Origin of the sequence: Streptomyces sp. CB01580 (genome assembly GCF_001905795.1) — a bacterium.
In the GTDB taxonomy this organism is placed as follows: domain Bacteria; phylum Actinomycetota; class Actinomycetes; order Streptomycetales; family Streptomycetaceae; genus Streptomyces.
Genome location: NZ_LIXJ01000007.1, coordinates 194,622 through 212,944, shown reverse-complemented (window position 1 = coordinate 212,944; position 18,323 = coordinate 194,622). Strand labels below are relative to the sequence as shown.

Below are 18,323 nucleotides of genomic sequence, written 5' to 3'. Positions count from 1 at the left end.
GGCGCAGGAAGAACATTACCCGAAGGTGTCCGGCGCTCCAAAACGGGTATCGCCCGCCAGCAGCCCGGGCAGCTGATCGAGCCCGCTGATGCGGACCAGCTCGGGCCGTCCGCCGCGCTCCTGCCGGTCCAGCCAGATCCCCGCGAGCCCCGCGGCGGTCGCGCCGACCGCGTCGATGTCCGGCTCGTCGCCCACGTACGCGACCTCCCCCGGCTCCAGCGCGAGCGCGTCGCACGCGGCATGGAAGGCGCCGGGCTCGGGCTTGGAGACGCCCAACTCCACGGCGCACACCACGGCCTCGAACCGGTCCCGCACGCCGAGTACGCGCAGCTTCCGGTCCTGGTTGTGGATGCTGGAGTTCGACAGCACCGCGTGCCGGAACCGGCCGGCCAGCCGGTCCAGGACGGGCAGGACGTCCGGGAAGAGCGACCAGGCGGCCTCGTAGTGGGCCGCGTGCCGAGCAAACCAGTCGTCGGCCTCGGCGTCGTCCAGTGCCCGCGAGAGGAATTCCCGGACCCGGTCCCTGCGCTGCCCCAAAAAGTCCGTCTCCCCGGCCGCGAACCGCGCCCAGTGCACATCGGTGATCGCCCGCCATGCGACGAGGGCCTGCTCCACGGCGCCGTATCCGTCGGGCAGGCCCTCCAGTTCGAGATGCGTGCGCATGCCGGCGCGGTCGGCGCCGCTGTAGTCGAAGATCGTGTCGTCGATGTCCCAGAGCACGGCTCGAATGACCATGCGGCCAGGCTAGCGGGCATGCGCCGAGCCCGGGAGGGCGTCGCACGCCCGCTCCCGGAGCCGCGACTGCCGCCGAGGCCGGTCCTGCCGCGGCGGGAGGCGACGAGCGCCGCGCAGCTGATCCCGCCGCACCCCGGGAGCGCCGGTTCCCCGGCACCGCCGCGGCCGATGCCCCGGCCGCGGACGGGAGTCGGCCCGGGACTCGGCAGCGGGAGACGACGGCGGACCGAAGACACGGTGCGTGATCCGGCGGGCCGTCAGGGAGCAGGGCAGCCGTGCCGTTCGCCGGAGGCGGCGGCGTACTCCTCGCCCGCGAGGGAGCCCTGGCATCGGTCTGCGAGGTCGTCGCCGTCCGCGTCCCGGAACCAGGCTGTCCAGGCCAGCCCGCCGGCGACCAGCGCCAGGAGCAACCCCCGACGTACAGGGACAGTCTCAGCCGCGTCATTCGTTCCCCCGGATCCGCGGATGCGATTGTGCCGATCACGGCCCACGACGGCCGTGCGGACCCGGCACCCGCTACCGCGGGCCGGCCGCGGGCGGGCGCGACCGCGTCTCGGGTAATGATCCGCCACGCGTCGGACCGCGCGCCGATTCAGAACTCCTGCTGCTCGACTCCGGGCGGCAGGAGACAGGGGGTGCTGACGATGAAGACCAGGAGGTCCTTGTCCACGGACCCCACGGAGACGAACTGCTGATCCTTCGGGTGCTTGGCGTCGACCACGTTTGCCGGCTCGGTGTCCTCGCCGACGACGAAGGTCTGGATGTCGAAACCCTTGTCCTTGAGGGTGTCCTTGATGGCGGTGACCGCTTCGGCATGGGCGGTCCGCGGAAGGGTTCCCCGGACCGAGTAGCGCAGGGTGAATCTGCCGTCGTCCGCCGACTCGCCCTTCTCACCCGTGCAATCCGTGAAGCTCGCGGTGGGACGGGCCGTCTTCGGGTCGAGCCGCGCACGCGCGGTGCCGACCATGGAATCGGTCCAGTGCTTGGCCCACTTCTCCGCCTTCTCCCTGCTCATGCGCGGAAGCGGGTCGTTCACTCCGTCGTCGGACATGCAGCCTCCCAGCAGCAGCGTCAGGGCCAGCGCCGCGATGCCCCGGCACCGGGGAATCACGTATGCGGTCGATGTCTGAGTCATCAGCCTGCACCTCCGCCCCGTGGACGGAGTCCGGCGATGATGCGGCCCTGGTTCTCCAGACTCTTGCTGCCGTCGTTCCAATAGCCGCCGTGGCCCTTGGTGTCCACATACATGCGCTGCGCCCCGAACTCCGCCTTCTTGGGGTCCGCTCCGAGCGTGGCATCGGAGAACAGGTTGGAGACTACGTCGTTTTCTGCAGCGCCCACATACAAGTGCCGGGCATCCACGTGGAGTTGGTCGGCACGGTCGACCGTCAGTCCTGGGCTGCCGACCACGACCATGTCGTCGGCGTCCAGTCCTGATCCCCCTGCGTCGGCGGCACCGGCCACCGTGGAGCCATAGCTGTGGGCCAGGACCGTGAGATGACTCCGCTCACCCTGATGGGCCGCCCTCAGACCATGGGTGAAGTCCCGCAGGGCTTCCGCCCCGTCCTGGGCGCGGCCTTGAGTCGCGATTCCCAGGTTCAGTTCCGCTTCCCTCACGGAATCGAAGTTCGCCTCCGGCGCGTTGTAGTCGAGCCAGGAGATGACCGAGACGCCGTCGGGCCCCGCAGATCCGTTCCAGTCAGCGGCGGAGTCCTGGAGTTTACTGACGCGATTGATCTGATCGCCCACGTTGTCCAGCTGGTTACTCGTCCCAGGAACCTGGACCGCGGTATGGCGAGCCGTGTCCGGGTTGCCGATGGCGACAATGGCCCGCCCGTCCTTCGACGTGTCGAACCCCAGCAGGTACAGCCGCTTGTGCGCGGGCTCCGCGTCCGCACGGTCCAGGCGGTCCTTGAGGGCGCTGAGTGAGCGGTAGCTGTAGCGATCGTGGTAGCCCAGGTCGCCCTCGCGAAGCGCGTAGTCGTTGAGCCGCATGTCCAGCGCCGCTCGGTTCGCGTCGTCGCGAGTGGCTGCGGGAAGCCCGTCCAGTTTGCCGATCTGGTCGGGGAAGGCCGCCAGGTAGAAGTCGCGCTGGTCGGACGGGAGGTCCGCCCACCAGTCGGCGGTGCGTTGCGGGTCTTTCCCGTTCGGAATGTTCTTCCTGTCGAGCCCGGCGAACTCGGCGATCCGTGCGGCGTCCTCCGCGGCGCTGGCAGCTCCGTACTGTTTGTCCAGGTCGAAGGGGTCGATCTGATGGAGCAGTTCGGTCGCTTCGTTGCTGACTCGTTCCGCTTCCGCCAACGCCCCGTCGATTCGGGCCCGGTAGCCTCCCAGCCCGGCGTTGGCCTGCTGCTGAACACCCTGATAGTCCGGGTCGTTGTGATACTTCGGGTCGACCACCTGCTTCGGCTCGACCCAGCCGTCTTCCGTGACGGTATGGCCGGCCGCCTCGGCATCCGAAACCGCATGGCGCAGTTTGCGCTGGGCGGCCTGCATCCGGGTGCTGAGCGTGTCCAGGACCGTGTGGATGAGTTGCGCGTTCGTCTGCGCCGTCTTCAGTTTGCTCTCGGTGGCTTCAAGCGCGTTGAAGCCGTAGTGGGCGGCAACGCCCGACCAACTTGCCTTGTGCAGCGGTCCGGAGACCCGCTTCCCGCTGCCGATCCGGGTGTCACCGAAGACCTCGGCCAGTTTCTGCCACGAGCCGGCGGCCGCTTCCAAATCGGAGAAGTCCTGACGCAGGAGTTGAGCGAAGAGCTCTGGCATTCCGGGCTCACCAGCCCTTGAAGCAGTTGCCGACGTCCGCATCGTTGATGCTGTGGCCATCGGCCACCAGCCGTAGGCCGTTCGCGTGTTCCGCGAGACGGTCCTTCAGGGTGGTCAGGGCGTCGCCCCAGCCGGTACCGACAGCCTCGATATACCCCTTGTCGTCCCATGCCCGGAATGCGGCGGCCGCCGCAGCCGTGTCGTCGATCGCCTTCCGTAAAGGCCCCTGCAAATTCTCTACCAGCGCGTCCGCAGCACCCGCCGAGGCGTACAACTCGGTTGCGGAGACGTTGAGATCCTCTGTCATCTGCCCTTCGTCCCTGCGTCACGCGCCCCTGTCGGGGCAAGGCAACCGATCTTAGCCGCACCAGACGTTCCCGTAAGCGAACGGCGAAATTCGGCTGAATCCCGCACCCGGCCCCGGCTGAAACGTGTCTCATGACCGAGAAAGGACGGAGGGGGCGGCCCCGGGTGAACCGGTGACCGCCCCCTCAGGGCGTGACCTGAACGGTTACGCCGCCAGCTTCGCCAGGGCCGCGTCGATGCGGGCGATGGTCTTCTCGCGGCCCAGGATCTCCAGGGACTCGAAGAGCGGCAGGCCGATCGTGCGGCCGGTGACCGCGACGCGGACCGGGGCCTGGGCCTTGCCGAGCTTCAGGCCGTGCTCCTCGCCGGCGGTGAGGATGGCGTTCTTCAGGGCGTCCGCGTTCCACTCGGCGTTGATCAGGTTGGCGCGGGCCGTGACGAGCAGGGCGTCGGAGCCCTCCTTCATCGCCTTGTTCCAGGACGCCTCGTCCTCCACCGGCGCATCCAGGAAGAGGAAGTCGACGTTGGCCGTGATGTCGGAGAGGACCGTGACACGGGTCTGCGCGTGCGGGGCGATCGCGGCGAACCGCTCCGCGTCGAAGGACTCCGGGGCCCAGGGGGCGAACGGGGCCTTCAGCCAGGGGCCGCACGCCTCGGTGAACGCCTTCACGTCCATCCTGCGGATGTGCTCGGCGTTGATGTGCTCGCACTTCTTCAGGTCGAAGCGCGCCGGGTTGGCGTTGACGTCCTTGATGTCGAACGCGGCCACCATCTCCTCGACGGAGAAGATGTCGCGGTCCTCGGAGATCGACCAGCCGAGCAGGGACAGGTAGTTGAGCAGTCCCTCCGGCACGAAGCCGCGCTCGCGGTAGAGGTTGAGGGACGCCTGCGGGTCGCGCTTGGAGAGCTTCTTGTTGCCCTCGCCCATGACGTACGGGAGGTGGCCGAAGGCGGGGATGTCCTTGGCGATATCCAGCTCGATGAGCGCCTTGTAAAGGGCGATCTGGCGCGGGGTGGAGGAGAGCAGGTCCTCGCCGCGCAGGACGTGGGTGATCTCCATCAGGGCGTCGTCGACCGGGTTGACCAGCGTGTAGAGCGGGGCGCCGTTGGCACGGACGATGCCGTAGTCCGGCACGTTCTCCGGCTGGAAGGTCAGCTCGCCGCGGACCAGGTCGGTGAAGGTGAGCGCCTCGTCGGGCATCCGGAAGCGGACGATGGAGGTGCGGCCCTCGTTCTCGTACGCGGCGGTCTGCTCGGCCGTGAGCTCGCGGCAGTGACCGTCGTAGCCGGACGGCTTCCCGGCGGCGCGGGCGGCGTCGCGGCGGGCGTCGAGCTCCTCGGTGGTGCAGTAGCAGTGGTACGCGTAGCCGCCCGCGAGGAGCTTCTCGGCGACGTCCTTGTAGAGGTCCATGCGCTGCGACTGGCGGTACGGGGCGTGCGGACCGCCCACCTCGGGGCCCTCGTCCCAGTCGAAGCCGAGCCAGCGCATCGAGTCCAGGAGCTGGTCGTAGGACTCCTCGGAGTCACGGGCGGCGTCGGTGTCCTCGATACGGAAGACGAGGGTGCCGCCGTGGTGCCGGGCGAAGGCCCAGTTGAACAGGGCGGTGCGGACCAGGCCCACGTGGGGGTTGCCGGTCGGGGAGGGACAGAAACGTACGCGTACGGGTGCGTTAGCCACGCTTGATCACCTTGTTGGTGAGAGTGCCGATGCCTTCGATGGTGACGGCGACCTCGTCGCCGACATGGAGGGGGCCGACCCCCGCGGGGGTGCCGGTGAGGATCACGTCGCCCGGAAGCAGCGTCATCGCTTCCGTGATGTGGACGACCAGGTCCTCGATCGAGCGGATCATGTCGCTCGTCCGGCCGAGTTGTCGTTGCTCGCCGTTGACCGTGGCCTGAATGGTCAGATCGCGGGGGTCGAGGTCGGTCTCCACCCAGGGACCGAGGGGGCAGGAGGTGTCGAAGCCCTTGGCCCGGGCCCACTGCTTCTCGCGCTTCTGGACGTCGCGGGCGGTGACATCGTTGGCGCACGTGTAACCGAAGATGACATCCTTCACGCGCTCGCGCGGCACTTCGCGGCACATGCGGCCGATGACCACGGCCAGTTCGGCCTCGTGGTGGAGCTCGTTCGAGAAGGAGGGGTACTCGATGGCGTCGCCGGAGCCGATCACCGAGGTGGTGGGCTTGAAGAAGGCGACGGGGACGTCCGGTACCTCGTTGCCGAGCTCCTTGGCGTGCTCCGCGTAGTTGCGGCCGATGGCCACGACCTTGTTGGGGAGCACCGGCGGGAGGAGGCGGACCTTGCTCAGCGGGACCTTGGTGCCGGAGAGCTCGAACTCGGCGTACGGGATGCCCTTGATGATGTCGAGGACGAGCCCGTCGGGACCTTCGCCCTCGACGGCGCCGAAGGCGACATTGCCGTCGATGGAGAACCTGGCGATGCGCACGGGATGCTGTCGCCCCTCACTTGCTGGCTGACTGAAGACTGAGGCTCCAGGCTAACGCCTCGGCCTGCGGGATCCGCCCGGAAGGAACGTCGTCCGGCGCGGGGTCGCGAGGCGGCGCGCGGGGTCGCGAGGGGCGGCCGTGCGTGCTACTCGGCGACCATGGCCGGGGCCGGGGCCTCCATCAGGATGGTGCGGCGGGGGTTGGCCGTCTGGGAGGGCAGCTCGACGGAGTGCTCCGGGCGTTCCGGCGTCCGCAGTTCGGCGACGTCCTCGAGGTGCGCCAGCGTGGTGCGGCGGGGGTTGGCGATGTTGCGGAGCGTCTGCGTCGTCTTCATCTGTCGCTGGGACCCTGTCGGTACGGGCGCCGCCCGGAGGGGCGCCGGTTGTCGGATGTGCCATCCCTGTAAAACGCCAGGCTAAACATCGAATTCCCTTGGAAAGCCCGGATGAGACGGCGATCATTGTGTGAGTTTGCTCACCACTCCAGGGATAAAAGTCCCAATTCGGTCACGTAATTACCTCCGACAAAACAGACATTCAGTAACTGAATCAACCATTCCGCTCCTGATCATGTCGACTGGGACACCCCGCACCGCCCGCCCATTGATGATCAATATTCCGTTTTGTCCATGATCACCGTCCACCACTGGTTACCCCTCCATCACAACGGGTCACCCGCATCCCGCCCTGACACGGGGCCCTTGTTGGAGATCCGGCACTGTGCTGGAATTCCACGCACCGCCGCGGGTTTCAGGCCGGCGCGCAGGGGCGCAAGCAGCGCCGAGTGGCGGCGGGAAGGGGGAAGAGCGCCGGTCACTCACGACCGACAGGGGCGGACACCTCGCCCCACGACGCCGACACCGTCCCACCCGCCTCGCGCGGAGGGGGCGCCTGGTCCAGAGGTTGCGACGCTAGTGCAGGGACGTTTCAAGAGGGATGGCGCCGGGTCTCCCCAGGCCCGCCAGGGCCGGGGGGAAGCCGCGGCGGAGCCGGAGCCGCACGGCGGGACCGACCGCGGCTCCTCGCCCCAGCACGCCCAGGGCCCCGGACCCTCCAGATCCGGCGACGGGGACGACCGCCGTCCCGGCAGCGCGCCGGACGCCGGCGGCGAGCCGGACGCGTCGTCCAAGTCCCGCGAGCCCTCCGGCGCGGGTTCGCGCATGGCCCTTCGCAACTGGCGTATCAGCACGCGCCTGGTCTCGCTGCTCGCACTGCCCGTGGTCGCGGCGACCACGCTCGGCGGTCTGCGGATCAACGACTCCATGAACGACATGCAGCAGCTGGACCACATGCAGCTGCTCACCAAGCTGACCACGCAGGCGACCGCGCTCGCCCGGGCGCTCCAGGAGGAGCGCGACAGCTCGGCCGGTCCGCTGTCCCACGGCGGGACCACCAGCAACTACAAGGTCAGCGTCCCCCGCGACAAGACCGACAAGGCGCAGGCCGCCTTCCTCGACGCGACGACCTCCATCGGCGACCCCTCCGGTGACGAGGCCCTCGAGGGCATCTACGCCAGCGTCAACCACATCGCCACCCAGCTGGGCGACATCCGTGACATCCGCAAGGACGCGTACGCCAAGGGCACGCCGAGCCTCCAGACCATCGACCAGTACAGCCAGCTGATCACCTCGCTGCTGAGCCTCTCGCAGGACATGGCCCAGGCCACCAGCAACTCGGAGATGATCAAGCGGACCCGCGCACTGGCGGCCTTCTCCTCCGCCAAGGAGTACGCCTCGATCCAGCGGGCGATCATCGCCGCGGCCCTGCCCGTCGGCGGCAAGGAACCGCATCTCGACAAGAACGACCAGGAGTTCGGCCGCGGGGCGTTGCGCAAGGAGGGCGCGGCCATGCGTTCCTTCGCGGCGGTCTACTCGGCCACCGGCAACAACGCCGCCGACCTGACCTCCACGCTGACCAACGGCAACCCGGAGATCAAGGCCGCCGAGACCTACGCGAGGAAGGTGCTGGAGAGCCCCACGGGGCTGAGCGGCACGGCGCGCCGTTCCTACATGGACTGGTACGACCAGAGCTCCACCAAGATCAGTGCCATGACGACCATCGAGGCCACCCTCCTCGGTGACATGGAGAGCAAGGCCCGCGAGCTGCGCGACGAGTCGAAGCGCGAGGCGATCATCAGCGGTGCGCTCATCCTGCTGGTGCTCGGCGTCTCGCTGGTCGGCGCCTTCGTCGTCGCCCGGTCGATGATCCGTTCGCTGCGGCGGCTCCAGGACACCGCTACGCGTGTCGCGCAGGACCGGCTGCCCGAGATCGTCAAGCATCTGTCCGAGGCCGACCCGCAGGACGTCGACACCTCGGTCGAGTCCGTCGGCGTGCACTCCCGGGACGAGATCGGCCAGGTCGCCGCGGCCTTCGACGACGTGCACCGCGAGGCGGTCCGGCTCGCCGCCGAGCAGGCGCTGCTGCGGGGCAACGTCAACGCGATGTTCACCAACCTCTCGCGCCGCAGCCAGGGCCTCATCCAGCGTCAGCTCTCGCTCATCTCCGAGCTGGAGTCGCGCGAGGCCGACCCGGACCAGCTGTCCTCGCTCTTCAAGCTCGACCACCTCGCGACCCGCATGCGCCGCAACGGCGAGAACCTCCTCGTCCTCGCGGGCGAGGAGCCGGGCCGCCGGTGGACGCGGCCCGTCCCGCTGGTCGACGTGCTCCGCGCCGCCGCCTCCGAGGTGGAGCAGTACGAGCGCATCGAACTGGCCGCGGTGCCCGCCACCGAGGTCGCGGGCCGGGTCGTCAACGACCTCGTGCACCTGCTCGCCGAGCTGCTGGAGAACGCGACGTCGTTCTCCTCCCCGCAGACGAAGGTCCGGGTCACCGGTCACGCGCTGCCCGACGGCCGGGTGCTGGTCGAGATCCACGACACCGGCATCGGTCTCTCCCCCGAGGACCTGGCCGCGATCAACGAGCGGCTGGCCTCGCCGCCCACCGTGGACGTCTCCGTCTCCCGCCGCATGGGTCTGTTCGTGGTCGGCCGCCTGTCGCTGCGCCACGGCATCCGGATCCAGCTGCGGCCCTCCGACTCCGGCGGTACGACCGCGCTGGTCATGCTGCCCGTCGAGGTGGCGCACGGTGGCAACCGCCCGGCCCCCGGTCAGGGACCCGGGCAGCAGCCCGCCGGGGCCCCCGGCGGGGTCCTGGGCGCGGGCGGCGGCCCCGGCGCGGTGGGCGGCCCCCGTCCCGGCCCGGGCGGCGCTCCCTCGGTCCCGGGGGGCCAGAACGGCCCGCGCGGCCAGGTCGGCGCGGGCCCCGGTCCGCGTGCGGCGCTGCCCACGCGGGACGGCGGTGCCCGCCGTTCCCCGGACGAGCAGGGCCGGCAGAACACCGGATTCCCGTCCGACGGCGGTCCGCAGGACGTCTCGCGCCCGGCGCCGCGTCAGGGCGGCGGCCTCGCCGGTGCGTTCGGCAACGCCGCCCGGCTCGGCACCCGCGGCCAGGGCGGCAGCACCGGACGTACGGAGCCGAACGGGCCCGACCTGTTCGACGAGAGCCGCGGCAGGGGCCACCAGGACGCGCGGGGCCCGCAGGGCCGGCCGGACCTGGCCGCGTGGCAGCCTCCGCAGGCCCCACAGCCTCAGCAGGCCCCGCAGGACCCGTTCGGCCACCCCGGCGCTCCGGCGGACTCCGGTCGTCAGCTGCCCCCGGTCGGCGGCCCGCGTGCCGAACTGCCCGGCGGCAACCCCCTGCCGCAGCGCCCGCAGCAGGCCGGGTGGGGCACCGGGGACCCGGCGCAGCCGGACGCCCCGCGCGGCCACGAGGAGCCCGAGACCACCGGCCTGTTCCAGCTGCCGGGGAACCCGCAGCTCGCGCCGCGGCCGTCGCTGGACGACGACCGGCAGGGCCCCGGCTCCACCGCCGAGTTCGCGCGCCCCGACTTCTCGGCCCCCGCCCCGCAGGGCCAAGGTCCGCAGGGCCGGTCGCCGCTGGACGGGCCGTCCCAGGACCCGGCCGGCACCGGCCAATTCACCCGTCCGGACTTCGCACAGCAGCAGGACCCCGCCGGCACCGCGCAGTTCGCCCGCCCCGACTTCGGACAGCAGGCGCCCGCGCCGGTACAGGACCAGGGTCTGTCGGCGCCTCGTCAGCGGAGCCGGGAGGACGAGGACTTCGGCGCCCCGCGTCCGCCCGCCGCGCCCACCACCGCCGGTGACGGGCAGTACCGTCCGGTCGCGCCGTCGCAGGCCCAGCCCGAGGCGCTGCCGCCCGCGGCCGGTCCGGGCGACGGCCGTACGCCGCTGTACGACACCCTGGAGACGAACTGGTTCCACGGCCCGCAGCAGGGCGGCCAACAGCCGCCCGCCGGGCCGCAGGGTCCGGCTTCCCCGGCGCGCGCGGAGCAGCAGGACCCCTCGGCTCCCGCGGCCCCGCACCTCACGGGAAGCGACTCCGTTTCCCCCACAAGCTCCTGGCGCCCCTCGCCGAACGACGAACTCGTACGGCAGGCGGAGCGGGCCAAGAATCCCGCGGCAGGCGGAGTCACCACGTCCGGACTGCCTCGCCGGGTCCCTCGCGCCAACCTGGTGCCGGGCACCGCCCAGCAGCAGAACCACCAGTCGGGTCCGCAGGTGTCGCGTGCGCCCGACGACGTGCGCGGGCGGTTGACCAATCTCCGCCGGGGCATCCAGCAGGGTCGGCAGGCCAACAACCAGTCGACCGGCAGTTTTCCACTCGGCCCCACTCACCAGCAGGAGCGTTAGTTGAGCCCGATGAGTCAGGCCGCGCAGAATCTGAACTGGTTGATCACCAACTTCGTGGACAACACCCCCGGGGTGTCGCACACGGTGGTGGTCTCCGCCGACGGACTCCTGCTGGCCATGTCCGAAGGTTTCCCCCGTGACCGTGCCGATCAGCTCGCGGCCGTCGCCTCCGGTCTGACCTCGCTGACCGCGGGTGCCTCCCGGATCTTCGAGGGCGGCTCCGTCAGTCAGACCGTGGTGGAGATGGAGCGGGGCTTCCTGTTCCTGATGTCCATCTCCGACGGATCCTCGCTGGCCGTGCTCGCGCACCCGGAGGCAGACATCGGTCTGGTCGGCTACGAGATGGCCCTCCTGGTCGACCGCGCCGGCACCGTCCTCACCCCGGACCTCCGAGCCGAACTCCAAGGCAGCCTGCTCCAATAGGCGGCCACGAACCGACCACCAGGAAACGCCCTCAGACCCTCGCCCGTCCGGCCGCCTAGAGCCCCCACCGGCCCTTCAGACGGCAAGCCGACACTCTGCTGTCACGCCCGGAGGATTCATGACCCCGCCACCCGCCTCATCCGACCCGTACGGCGCACTGCACCACGCGTCGTACGACGGAGAAGGCGACCAGCCGCTGGTCCGTCCGTATGCCATGACCGGCGGCCGGACCCGGCCCCGCTACCAGCTCGCCATAGAGGCTCTGGTCTCCACCACGGCCGACCCCGCGCACATGGCGACGCTGCTCCCCGAGCACCAGCGGATCTGCCACCTGTGCCGCGAGGTCAAGTCGGTCGCCGAGGTCTCGGCCCTGCTGTCGATGCCGCTCGGCGTGGCCCGGATCCTCGTCGCGGACCTGGCGGAAGCCGGCATGGTGGCCATCCACCAGCCGGGCAACGGAGAGGCCGGCGGCGCGCCGGATGTGACACTGCTCGAAAGGGTGCTCAGTGGACTTCGCAAGCTCTAGCGGCGGAGCGGCCCGGGCCACCACCTCGGCGAAGATCGTGGTGGCGGGCGGCTTCGGCGTGGGTAAGACCACGTTCGTCGGTGCCGTCTCGGAGATCAACCCGCTGCGCACCGAAGCCGTGATGACCTCGGCGTCCGCGGGCATCGACGACCTGACGCACACGGGCGGCAAGACGACGACGACCGTCGCGATGGACTTCGGCCGGATCACGCTGGACCAGGACCTGATCCTGTACCTCTTCGGTACGCCCGGACAGGACCGCTTCTGGTTCATGTGGGACGACCTCGTCCGCGGCGCCATCGGCGCCGTCGTCCTCGTCGACACCCGCCGCCTCGCCGACTGCTTCCCCGCCGTCGACTACTTCGAGAACAGCGGCCTCCCGTTCATCATCGCCCTCAACGGCTTCGACGGACACCAGCCCTACACCCCCGACGAGGTCCGCGAAGCACTCCAGATCGGACCCGACACCCCGATCATCACGACGGACGCCCGGCACCGCGCCGACGCCAAGAGCGGACTGATCACCCTCGTCGAGCACGCGCTGATGGCACGGCTCAAGTAGGTGCAAGTCGGTAAAGCGGTACGGTAGTTGCAAGTGCGACCCGCGGGGGCGGGACTGTGTCCTTAGACACGATCCGCCCCCGCCTTCATAACGTTTCGACAGAGAATTGCCGCGTATTCAGCACCCGATGCGGTCAATCGGTGCCGCTGCGCTCACATGAGCCTCGCCTTTTGGCGGGGCTCGCTCTTTATGCCCGTTTTATCCGAGGCTTGGACCACTCGGAATGGCTGATTCCGAGTGTTTGGAACGCGACCGCTCCCCGTGCTGGAATTCGACGAACTTCTGAGTAGTACGGCCCTGAACGAAATACGGCACACCGTAGGTGCCGACGCCGAGAGGTTGTTGTTCGAGTGAGGCGAAGCAAGGATGGCTCCGCGGCGCAGCCTGAGCGGGGCAATTTCACCCCGCCGTCGCGTGCCGCGGCATCGCCCGCCGTCGCGCCCGCGCACACGGGGTCGGGCGGCAGCACCAGTCGGCTGGCCCCGCGCAACTGGCGGGTGCCCACCCGGCTGAACGCCATCCTCCTCATTCCGGTGCTGGTCGGCCTGGTCATGGGCGGCTACCAGGTGAAGGGCTCGGTCGACACCTGGCGCGGGGCACAGGACGCCGAGAAGACCGCGCTGATCGTCCGCGCGGCCTCCGAGTACGGCCAGGCCCTCCTCGACGAACGCGACCTCTCGGCCCGCCCCCTCCTGTCGAACGAGCGCGACGACGCCACGATCGACCGGGTCCGGGCCACCACCGACGCCGCCGCGGCCAAGTTCGACGAGGCCGTGAAGGGCATGCCCGCGACGCGCGGCCTGGAACGGCGCCTGCAGCTGTTCCGGCTGGAGGAGCCCAAGCTCCCCGAGCTGCGCAAGTCCGCCTACGCCGAGGGCATGGACCCGGTGAGGACGGAAGAGGGCTACGTCCAGGTACAGCACTCCCTGATGGAGTTCGCCAACGAACTGGGCCTGGGCACCGGCAACATCACCAGCTACGGCCGCACGGTCTACGCGATCCAGCTGGCCCAGGCCGCAGAATCGCTTCAGCGCTCCATCGGCATGCATCTGCTGGTGCGGCCGAGCCGGAAGGGCGCCACCTTCGACGCCCAGGTGAAGGCGTTCGGCTCGTACAACTACCTGGAACGGATCGCGCTCGACGAGTTCGGCTCGGGTGGCACGGAGGCCGACTCGAAGCGGCTGAAGCAGGTCATGACCGCCCAGGCGGCCGCCGGGGCGAAGGAGCTGAAGAAGGCCGAGCAGCGGGCCGAGGCGGCCGGCACCCCCTTCGTCGACCCGCCGAGCGTCGACGGCTCGGTCTTCGACGGCATGGCCCAGCAGATCGCGCGGGGCGAGTCCCCCGAGAAGCTGGCCGCGAAGGGCATCACTCCGGAGACCTGGCTGGCGGCCGCCACCGCCAAGTTCGACGGCTACGCCACGATCGAGAAGGAACTCGTCGACAAGGCGGTGGCCGAGGCGGCGGACATCTCGTCCGGCGCCCGCAACGACGCGATCGTCGACGCCGCCGTCGTGGTCGTCGCGCTGCTGGCCGCGTTCGTCCTGGCCGGGCTGATGGCACGGCAGATGAGCCGTTCGATGCGCGAGCTGCGCACGGCCGCCTTCCAGATCGCCGAGCAGCGGCTGCCGATGCTCGTCGACCAGCTGTCCAGGAACGATCCGGGGATGGTCGACACCCGTGTCCGGCCGCTCCCGATCGACAGCCACGACGAGATCGGCGAGGTCGCCCGCGCCTTCGACCAGGTGCACCGGGAAGCGGTCCGGCTGGCGGCCGAGCAGGCCATGCTGCGGGGCAACGTCAACGCGATCTTCACCAACCTCTCGCGCCGCAACCAGTCGCTGATCGAGGGCCAGCTGACCCTCATCACCGATCTGGAGAACAACGAGGCCGACCCGGACCAGCTGGAGAACCTGTTCCGGCTGGACCACCTGGCCACCCGCATGCGCCGCAACGGCGAGAACCTCCTCGTCCTCGCCGGCGAGGAGCCCGGCCGCCGCTGGAACCAGCCGGTCCCGCTGGTCGACGTGGTGCGGGCCGCCTGCTCCGAGGTGGAGTCGTACGAGCGCATCGAGGTGTCCGGCGTACCGGAGACCGAGATCCACGGCGAGTCCGTCACCGACCTGGTGCATCTGCTGGCCGAGCTGCTGGAGAACGCCACCACGTTCTCCTCGCCGCAGACCAAGGTGCGGGTCACCGCGACCCGGCTGCCCGACGGCCGCGTGATGATCGAGATCCACGACAAGGGCATCGGGCTCACCCCCGAGGACTTCGCCGACATCAACCACCGGCTGGCCAACCCGCCGACGGTGGACGCCGCGGTGTCCCAGCGGATGGGCCTGTTCGTGGTCGGCCGGCTGTCCGACCGGCACGGCATCCGGGTCCAGCTCCGCCCCTCGGGGGAACAGGCCGGGACCACTTCGCTGGTCATGCTGCCGGACGCCATCACCCACGGCGGCGGTGGCGAACCGACCGAGGCCCAGGGCGACTTCACCGTCTCCTCGATCATTCCCGAGCAGCAGGGGACCGAACAGCCCGCGCCCCGGCCCCAGATGCGCACGGCTGCCGAGCTGGGCTTCGACGACTCCCGTTACGAGCAGCCGCCGGCCGGTTCCGCGCCACTGGACCCGGTGGGCCGCTCGCTGCTGCGCGAGGAGCGCCGGGCGGCTCTGGGCGCCCAGACGGACGGTGAGCAGCCGCGGTTCGCCCAGGAGCCGCATGCCGCCGGCCGGCCCGTCGACGGCGCGTACGCGCAGAACAGATACCCGGAGCACGGGTACACCGGGAACGAGCACGCCCAGAACGGCTACTCCCAGGAGACGTACGGGCAGACGCAGTACGGACAGGAGCCCTACGGGCAGGACCAGTACCGGCAGGCGCAGTACGGGCAGGAGCCCGGACGGCAGCCGTACGCCCCGGAGCAGTACGGGCAGGACCAGTACGGCCGGACCTCGTACGAGGGCGGCTACGCGCCGCACCCCGGCGACGACGGCTCGGTCGCACGGCCCGGCGCCGTCGCTCCGGGCGAATATCCGGAACCGGCGTATCCGGAACCGGCATATGCGTCCGGTGATTCCTCCGGGACGGTGCCCGAGGAGACATTCGCCACCGGCCCGCAGCAGGACGAGTGGACGGACCGGGACGGCCACCCGCAGACGCACGAGCCCTCGCCCGGAGCGGAAGCGGAAGCTGCCCCGAGCACCCCCGCCGAGGCGCCGGAAAGCGTAGGCTTCAACCGTCCGGGACCCACTCCGAACTCCGGCCACGAGCTGACCGAAGCCGGTCTGCCGCGCCGGGGCAGTCAGCAGCACTGGCAGCCCACCGGCCGCGGAAACACCCGGCCGCCCGCCGCGCAACAGCCGCAGCAGCAGGACGAGCTGCCGCCGCGGCAGTCGCCCGCGCGACAGGACGCGAACGGCTCCGACGACTGGCGTTCGAAGAACGACGAACGCTGGGAGCGGGCCGAGAAACTCCGTGAGCCGAAGGCGGGCGGGGTCACCCCGTCCGGACTCCCCCGGCGGGTACCCAAGGCCAATCTGGTCGAGGGTACGGCGGAGCAGACACCGCAGGGCGGCCCACAGGTCTCCCGCGCACCCGAGGACGTCCGCGGCAGGTTGAGAAACCTGCGGCGGGGCGTGCTGCGGGGACGTAACGCGGGTTCGGACACGAGTAACACCTACAACCAGGAGCGTTAGTGTGAGCCCGATGAGCCAGGCGGCGCAGAATCTGAACTGGTTGATCACCAACTTCGTGGACAACACCCCCGGGGTGTCGCACACGGTGGTGGTCTCCGCCGACGGACTCCTGCTGGCCATGTCCGAGGGATTTCCGCGCGACCGTGCCGATCAGCTCGCGGCCGTCGCCTCCGGTCTGACCTCGCTGACCGCAGGTGCCTCCCGGATCTTCGAGGGCGGCGCCGTGAACCAGACCGTGGTGGAGATGGAGCGCGGCTTCCTCTTCATCATGTCCATCTCCGACGGATCCTCGCTGGCCGTGCTCGCGCACCCGGAGGCCGACATCGGTCTGGTCGGCTACGAGATGGCCCTTCTCGTGGACCGTGCGGGCAACGTCCTCACGCCGGATCTCCGAGCCGAGCTGCAAGGAAGTCTTCTCAACTAACAAAAGGAAGTCTTCTTAACTGATAAACGGACAGTGCGTTTCGCGCCACCGGGTCATAAGGTGCGGTGGCGCGGCCCCACTGGGATCGGGACCGGCAGGCGGAGGAGGAATCGTGACAACACCCCCAGACGGGCACCGGTACAACGGCGGCCAGGACGTGCCGGGTGAGCACGGGAGCAATCCCTTCAACTTCCCCTCCGCGCCCAGCGGACAGGGCACGCAGCAGCAGTACCGGCCGTTCCGGCCCCATCGGTGGCCGCAGCAGCCGGAAGAACACCCGCAGCAGCCGTCGAGCGGTCCGCAGGAGCCCGCCTGGCCCCCGCAGCGGCCGTACCGCGACGCCCCGCCCCGGCCGCCCCGTATCCAGTCCGTGCCGCCGCGGCAGGTCCCCGAGCCGGCCGCCCCCGCCGCGCACAATCCGCTCGTCCGTCCGTACGCCATGACCGGCGGCCGGACCCGACCGCGCTACCAACTCGCGATTGAGGCGTTGGTCAGTACCACGGCCGATCCGTCGCGGCTGCAAGGGCAGTTGCCCGAGCATCAGCGGATCTGCCGGTTGTGCTTCGAGATCAAGTCGGTCGCCGAGATTTCGGCACTGCTCTCGATACCCCTCGGCGTTGCCCGGATCCTCGTAGCCGACCTGGCAGAGGCCGGACTCGTCGCTATCCATCAGCCCGGCGGCGACGAGTCCGCCGGTGGCCAGCCAGATGTGACACTGCTCGAAAGGGTGCTCAGTGGACTTCGCAAGCTCTAGCGGCGGAGCAGCCCGCTCCACTACCTCGGCGAAGATCGTGGTGGCAGGGGGCTTCGGCGTGGGTAAGACCACGTTCGTCGGTGCCGTCTCGGAGATCAACCCGCTGCGCACCGAAGCCGTGATGACCTCGGCGTCCGCGGGCATCGACGACCTGACGCACACCGGGGACAAGACCACCACGACGGTGGCGATGGACTTCGGCCGGATCACGCTGGACCAGGACCTGATCCTGTACCTCTTCGGTACGCCCGGACAGGACCGCTTCTGGTTCATGTGGGACGACCTCGTCCGCGGCGCCATCGGCGCCGTCGTCCTCGTCGACACCCGCCGCCTCGCCGACTGCTTCCCCGCCGTCGACTACTTCGAGAACAGCGGCCTTCCCTTCGTCATCGCCCTCAACGGCTTCGACGGACACCAGCCCTACACCCCCGACGAGGTCCGCGAAGCACTCCAGATCGGACCCGACACCCCGATCCTGACCACGGATGCCCGGCACCGCGCCGACGCCAAGAGCGCGCTGATCACCCTCGTCGAGCACGCGCTGATGGCACGACTGCGCTAGGCCGTGTCGTAGTTCCGTGACCGGCACGCCCTCGTGCCCGGTGACACCCGTGGGTGTCACCGGGCACGAGGCGGGTGCCACCAGGAGCGAGGCCCGGGAAGAGAAGTCCGTACGACGTACTGATGCCCCGCACTCACCGGAAGACCGGGAGTGCGGGGCATCAGCGCGTCGTGGTGTCCGTCAGTGCTGCCAGGAGTGCGGGGCGCGGAAGCCCGGGGTGCGCTCCAGACGGCGCCACCCGGCGGTGCTGCGGCCTCGGTGGGCGGGGGTGGCGGCGGGCTGCGCGGCGGCGCGGGCGAGCAGGACGGCGGTTATCGCGGCCAGCTCCTCGGGGGCTGCGGTGCCCTTCTCGACGCGCAGCACGGATGCTGTGGCAGTGCTCATGGGAGGTCTCTCCGTCTTCTCGACAGGTCTTCTCGG

Annotated in this window: 17 protein-coding genes; 8 read left to right on the top strand and 9 right to left on the bottom strand. The window is 70.1% G+C overall.

The window, feature by feature from the left end:
* Positions 1-15: 15 nt before the first annotated feature.
* From AMK22_RS13715 to AMK22_RS13685, 8 genes are all read right to left on the bottom strand, one after another.
* The gene (locus AMK22_RS13715; RefSeq protein WP_073784799.1) at positions 16-735 is read right to left on the bottom strand and encodes an HAD family hydrolase; all 720 of its coding nucleotides are present in this window, start codon (positions 733-735) and stop codon (positions 16-18) included.
* Positions 736-992: 257 nt separating this feature from the next.
* Entirely contained in the window at positions 993-1,145 is a 153-nt protein-coding gene (locus AMK22_RS39505; protein WP_158072048.1) for a hypothetical protein, read from the bottom strand.
* 182 nt (positions 1,146-1,327) lie between these two features.
* Positions 1,328-1,870 carry a hypothetical protein gene (locus AMK22_RS13710; protein ID WP_242433966.1) on the bottom strand — a complete coding sequence of 181 codons (543 nt, stop codon included), beginning with the start codon at positions 1,868-1,870 and terminating at the stop codon, positions 1,328-1,330.
* On the bottom strand, positions 1,870-3,498 hold the full coding sequence (locus AMK22_RS13705) for an alpha/beta hydrolase (RefSeq protein ID WP_073784797.1): 1,629 nt from the start codon (positions 3,496-3,498) through the stop codon (positions 1,870-1,872). Before AMK22_RS13705 ends, AMK22_RS13710 begins: the two co-directional genes overlap by 1 nt.
* A gap of 7 nt (positions 3,499-3,505) precedes the next feature.
* Positions 3,506-3,805 carry a hypothetical protein gene (locus tag AMK22_RS13700; RefSeq protein WP_073784795.1) on the bottom strand — a complete coding sequence of 100 codons (300 nt, stop codon included), beginning with the start codon at positions 3,803-3,805 and terminating at the stop codon, positions 3,506-3,508.
* A gap of 204 nt (positions 3,806-4,009) precedes the next feature.
* Complete coding sequence (gltX, locus tag AMK22_RS13695; RefSeq protein WP_073784793.1) at positions 4,010-5,482, bottom strand: glutamate--tRNA ligase; 1,473 nt, start codon at positions 5,480-5,482, stop codon at positions 4,010-4,012.
* Positions 5,475-6,251, bottom strand: a complete 777-nt coding sequence (locus AMK22_RS13690) for a fumarylacetoacetate hydrolase family protein (protein WP_073784791.1) — start codon at positions 6,249-6,251, stop codon at positions 5,475-5,477. Before AMK22_RS13690 ends, gltX begins: the two co-directional genes overlap by 8 nt.
* Positions 6,252-6,397: 146 nt before the next feature.
* Complete coding sequence (locus AMK22_RS13685) at positions 6,398-6,586, bottom strand: hypothetical protein (RefSeq protein ID WP_073784789.1); 189 nt, start codon at positions 6,584-6,586, stop codon at positions 6,398-6,400.
* Between the two features lie 579 nt (positions 6,587-7,165).
* Here AMK22_RS13685 and AMK22_RS13680 point away from each other — a divergent pair.
* The 8 genes from AMK22_RS13680 (at position 7,166) to AMK22_RS13645 (ending at position 17,903) form a co-directional block, all read left to right on the top strand.
* The gene (locus AMK22_RS13680; protein ID WP_073784787.1) at positions 7,166-10,960 is read left to right on the top strand and encodes a sensor histidine kinase; all 3,795 of its coding nucleotides are present in this window, start codon (positions 7,166-7,168) and stop codon (positions 10,958-10,960) included.
* Between the two features lie 9 nt (positions 10,961-10,969).
* The gene (locus AMK22_RS13675; RefSeq protein ID WP_073784785.1) at positions 10,970-11,383 is read left to right on the top strand and encodes a roadblock/LC7 domain-containing protein; all 414 of its coding nucleotides are present in this window, start codon (positions 10,970-10,972) and stop codon (positions 11,381-11,383) included.
* Between the two features lie 118 nt (positions 11,384-11,501).
* Positions 11,502-11,909 carry a DUF742 domain-containing protein gene (locus AMK22_RS13670; protein WP_073784783.1) on the top strand — a complete coding sequence of 136 codons (408 nt, stop codon included), beginning with the start codon at positions 11,502-11,504 and terminating at the stop codon, positions 11,907-11,909.
* Positions 11,890-12,471 (top strand): GTP-binding protein, encoded by a 582-nt coding sequence (locus AMK22_RS13665; RefSeq protein ID WP_073784781.1) that lies wholly within the window; start codon positions 11,890-11,892, stop codon positions 12,469-12,471. Before AMK22_RS13670 ends, AMK22_RS13665 begins: the two co-directional genes overlap by 20 nt.
* A gap of 350 nt (positions 12,472-12,821) precedes the next feature.
* Positions 12,822-16,163, top strand: a complete 3,342-nt coding sequence (locus AMK22_RS13660; RefSeq protein ID WP_073784779.1) for a sensor histidine kinase — start codon at positions 12,822-12,824, stop codon at positions 16,161-16,163.
* 10 nt (positions 16,164-16,173) lie between these two features.
* A complete protein-coding gene (locus AMK22_RS13655; protein ID WP_009997645.1) occupies positions 16,174-16,587 on the top strand; it encodes a roadblock/LC7 domain-containing protein in 414 nt (137 codons plus the stop codon).
* 112 nt (positions 16,588-16,699) lie between these two features.
* Positions 16,700-17,341, top strand: a complete 642-nt coding sequence (locus tag AMK22_RS13650; RefSeq protein WP_073784778.1) for a DUF742 domain-containing protein — start codon at positions 16,700-16,702, stop codon at positions 17,339-17,341.
* The gene (locus AMK22_RS13645) at positions 17,322-17,903 is read left to right on the top strand and encodes a GTP-binding protein (protein WP_014048542.1); all 582 of its coding nucleotides are present in this window, start codon (positions 17,322-17,324) and stop codon (positions 17,901-17,903) included. The genes AMK22_RS13650 and AMK22_RS13645 overlap by 20 nt, the downstream gene beginning before the upstream one ends.
* A 180-nt stretch (positions 17,904-18,083) precedes the next feature.
* On the opposite strand, the gene AMK22_RS13640 is transcribed toward AMK22_RS13645, so the two are convergent.
* Positions 18,084-18,287: an acyl-CoA carboxylase subunit epsilon gene (locus AMK22_RS13640; RefSeq protein ID WP_073784776.1), complete on the bottom strand. Its 204-nt coding sequence runs from the start codon at positions 18,285-18,287 to the stop codon at positions 18,084-18,086.
* Positions 18,288-18,323 lie beyond the last annotated feature (36 nt).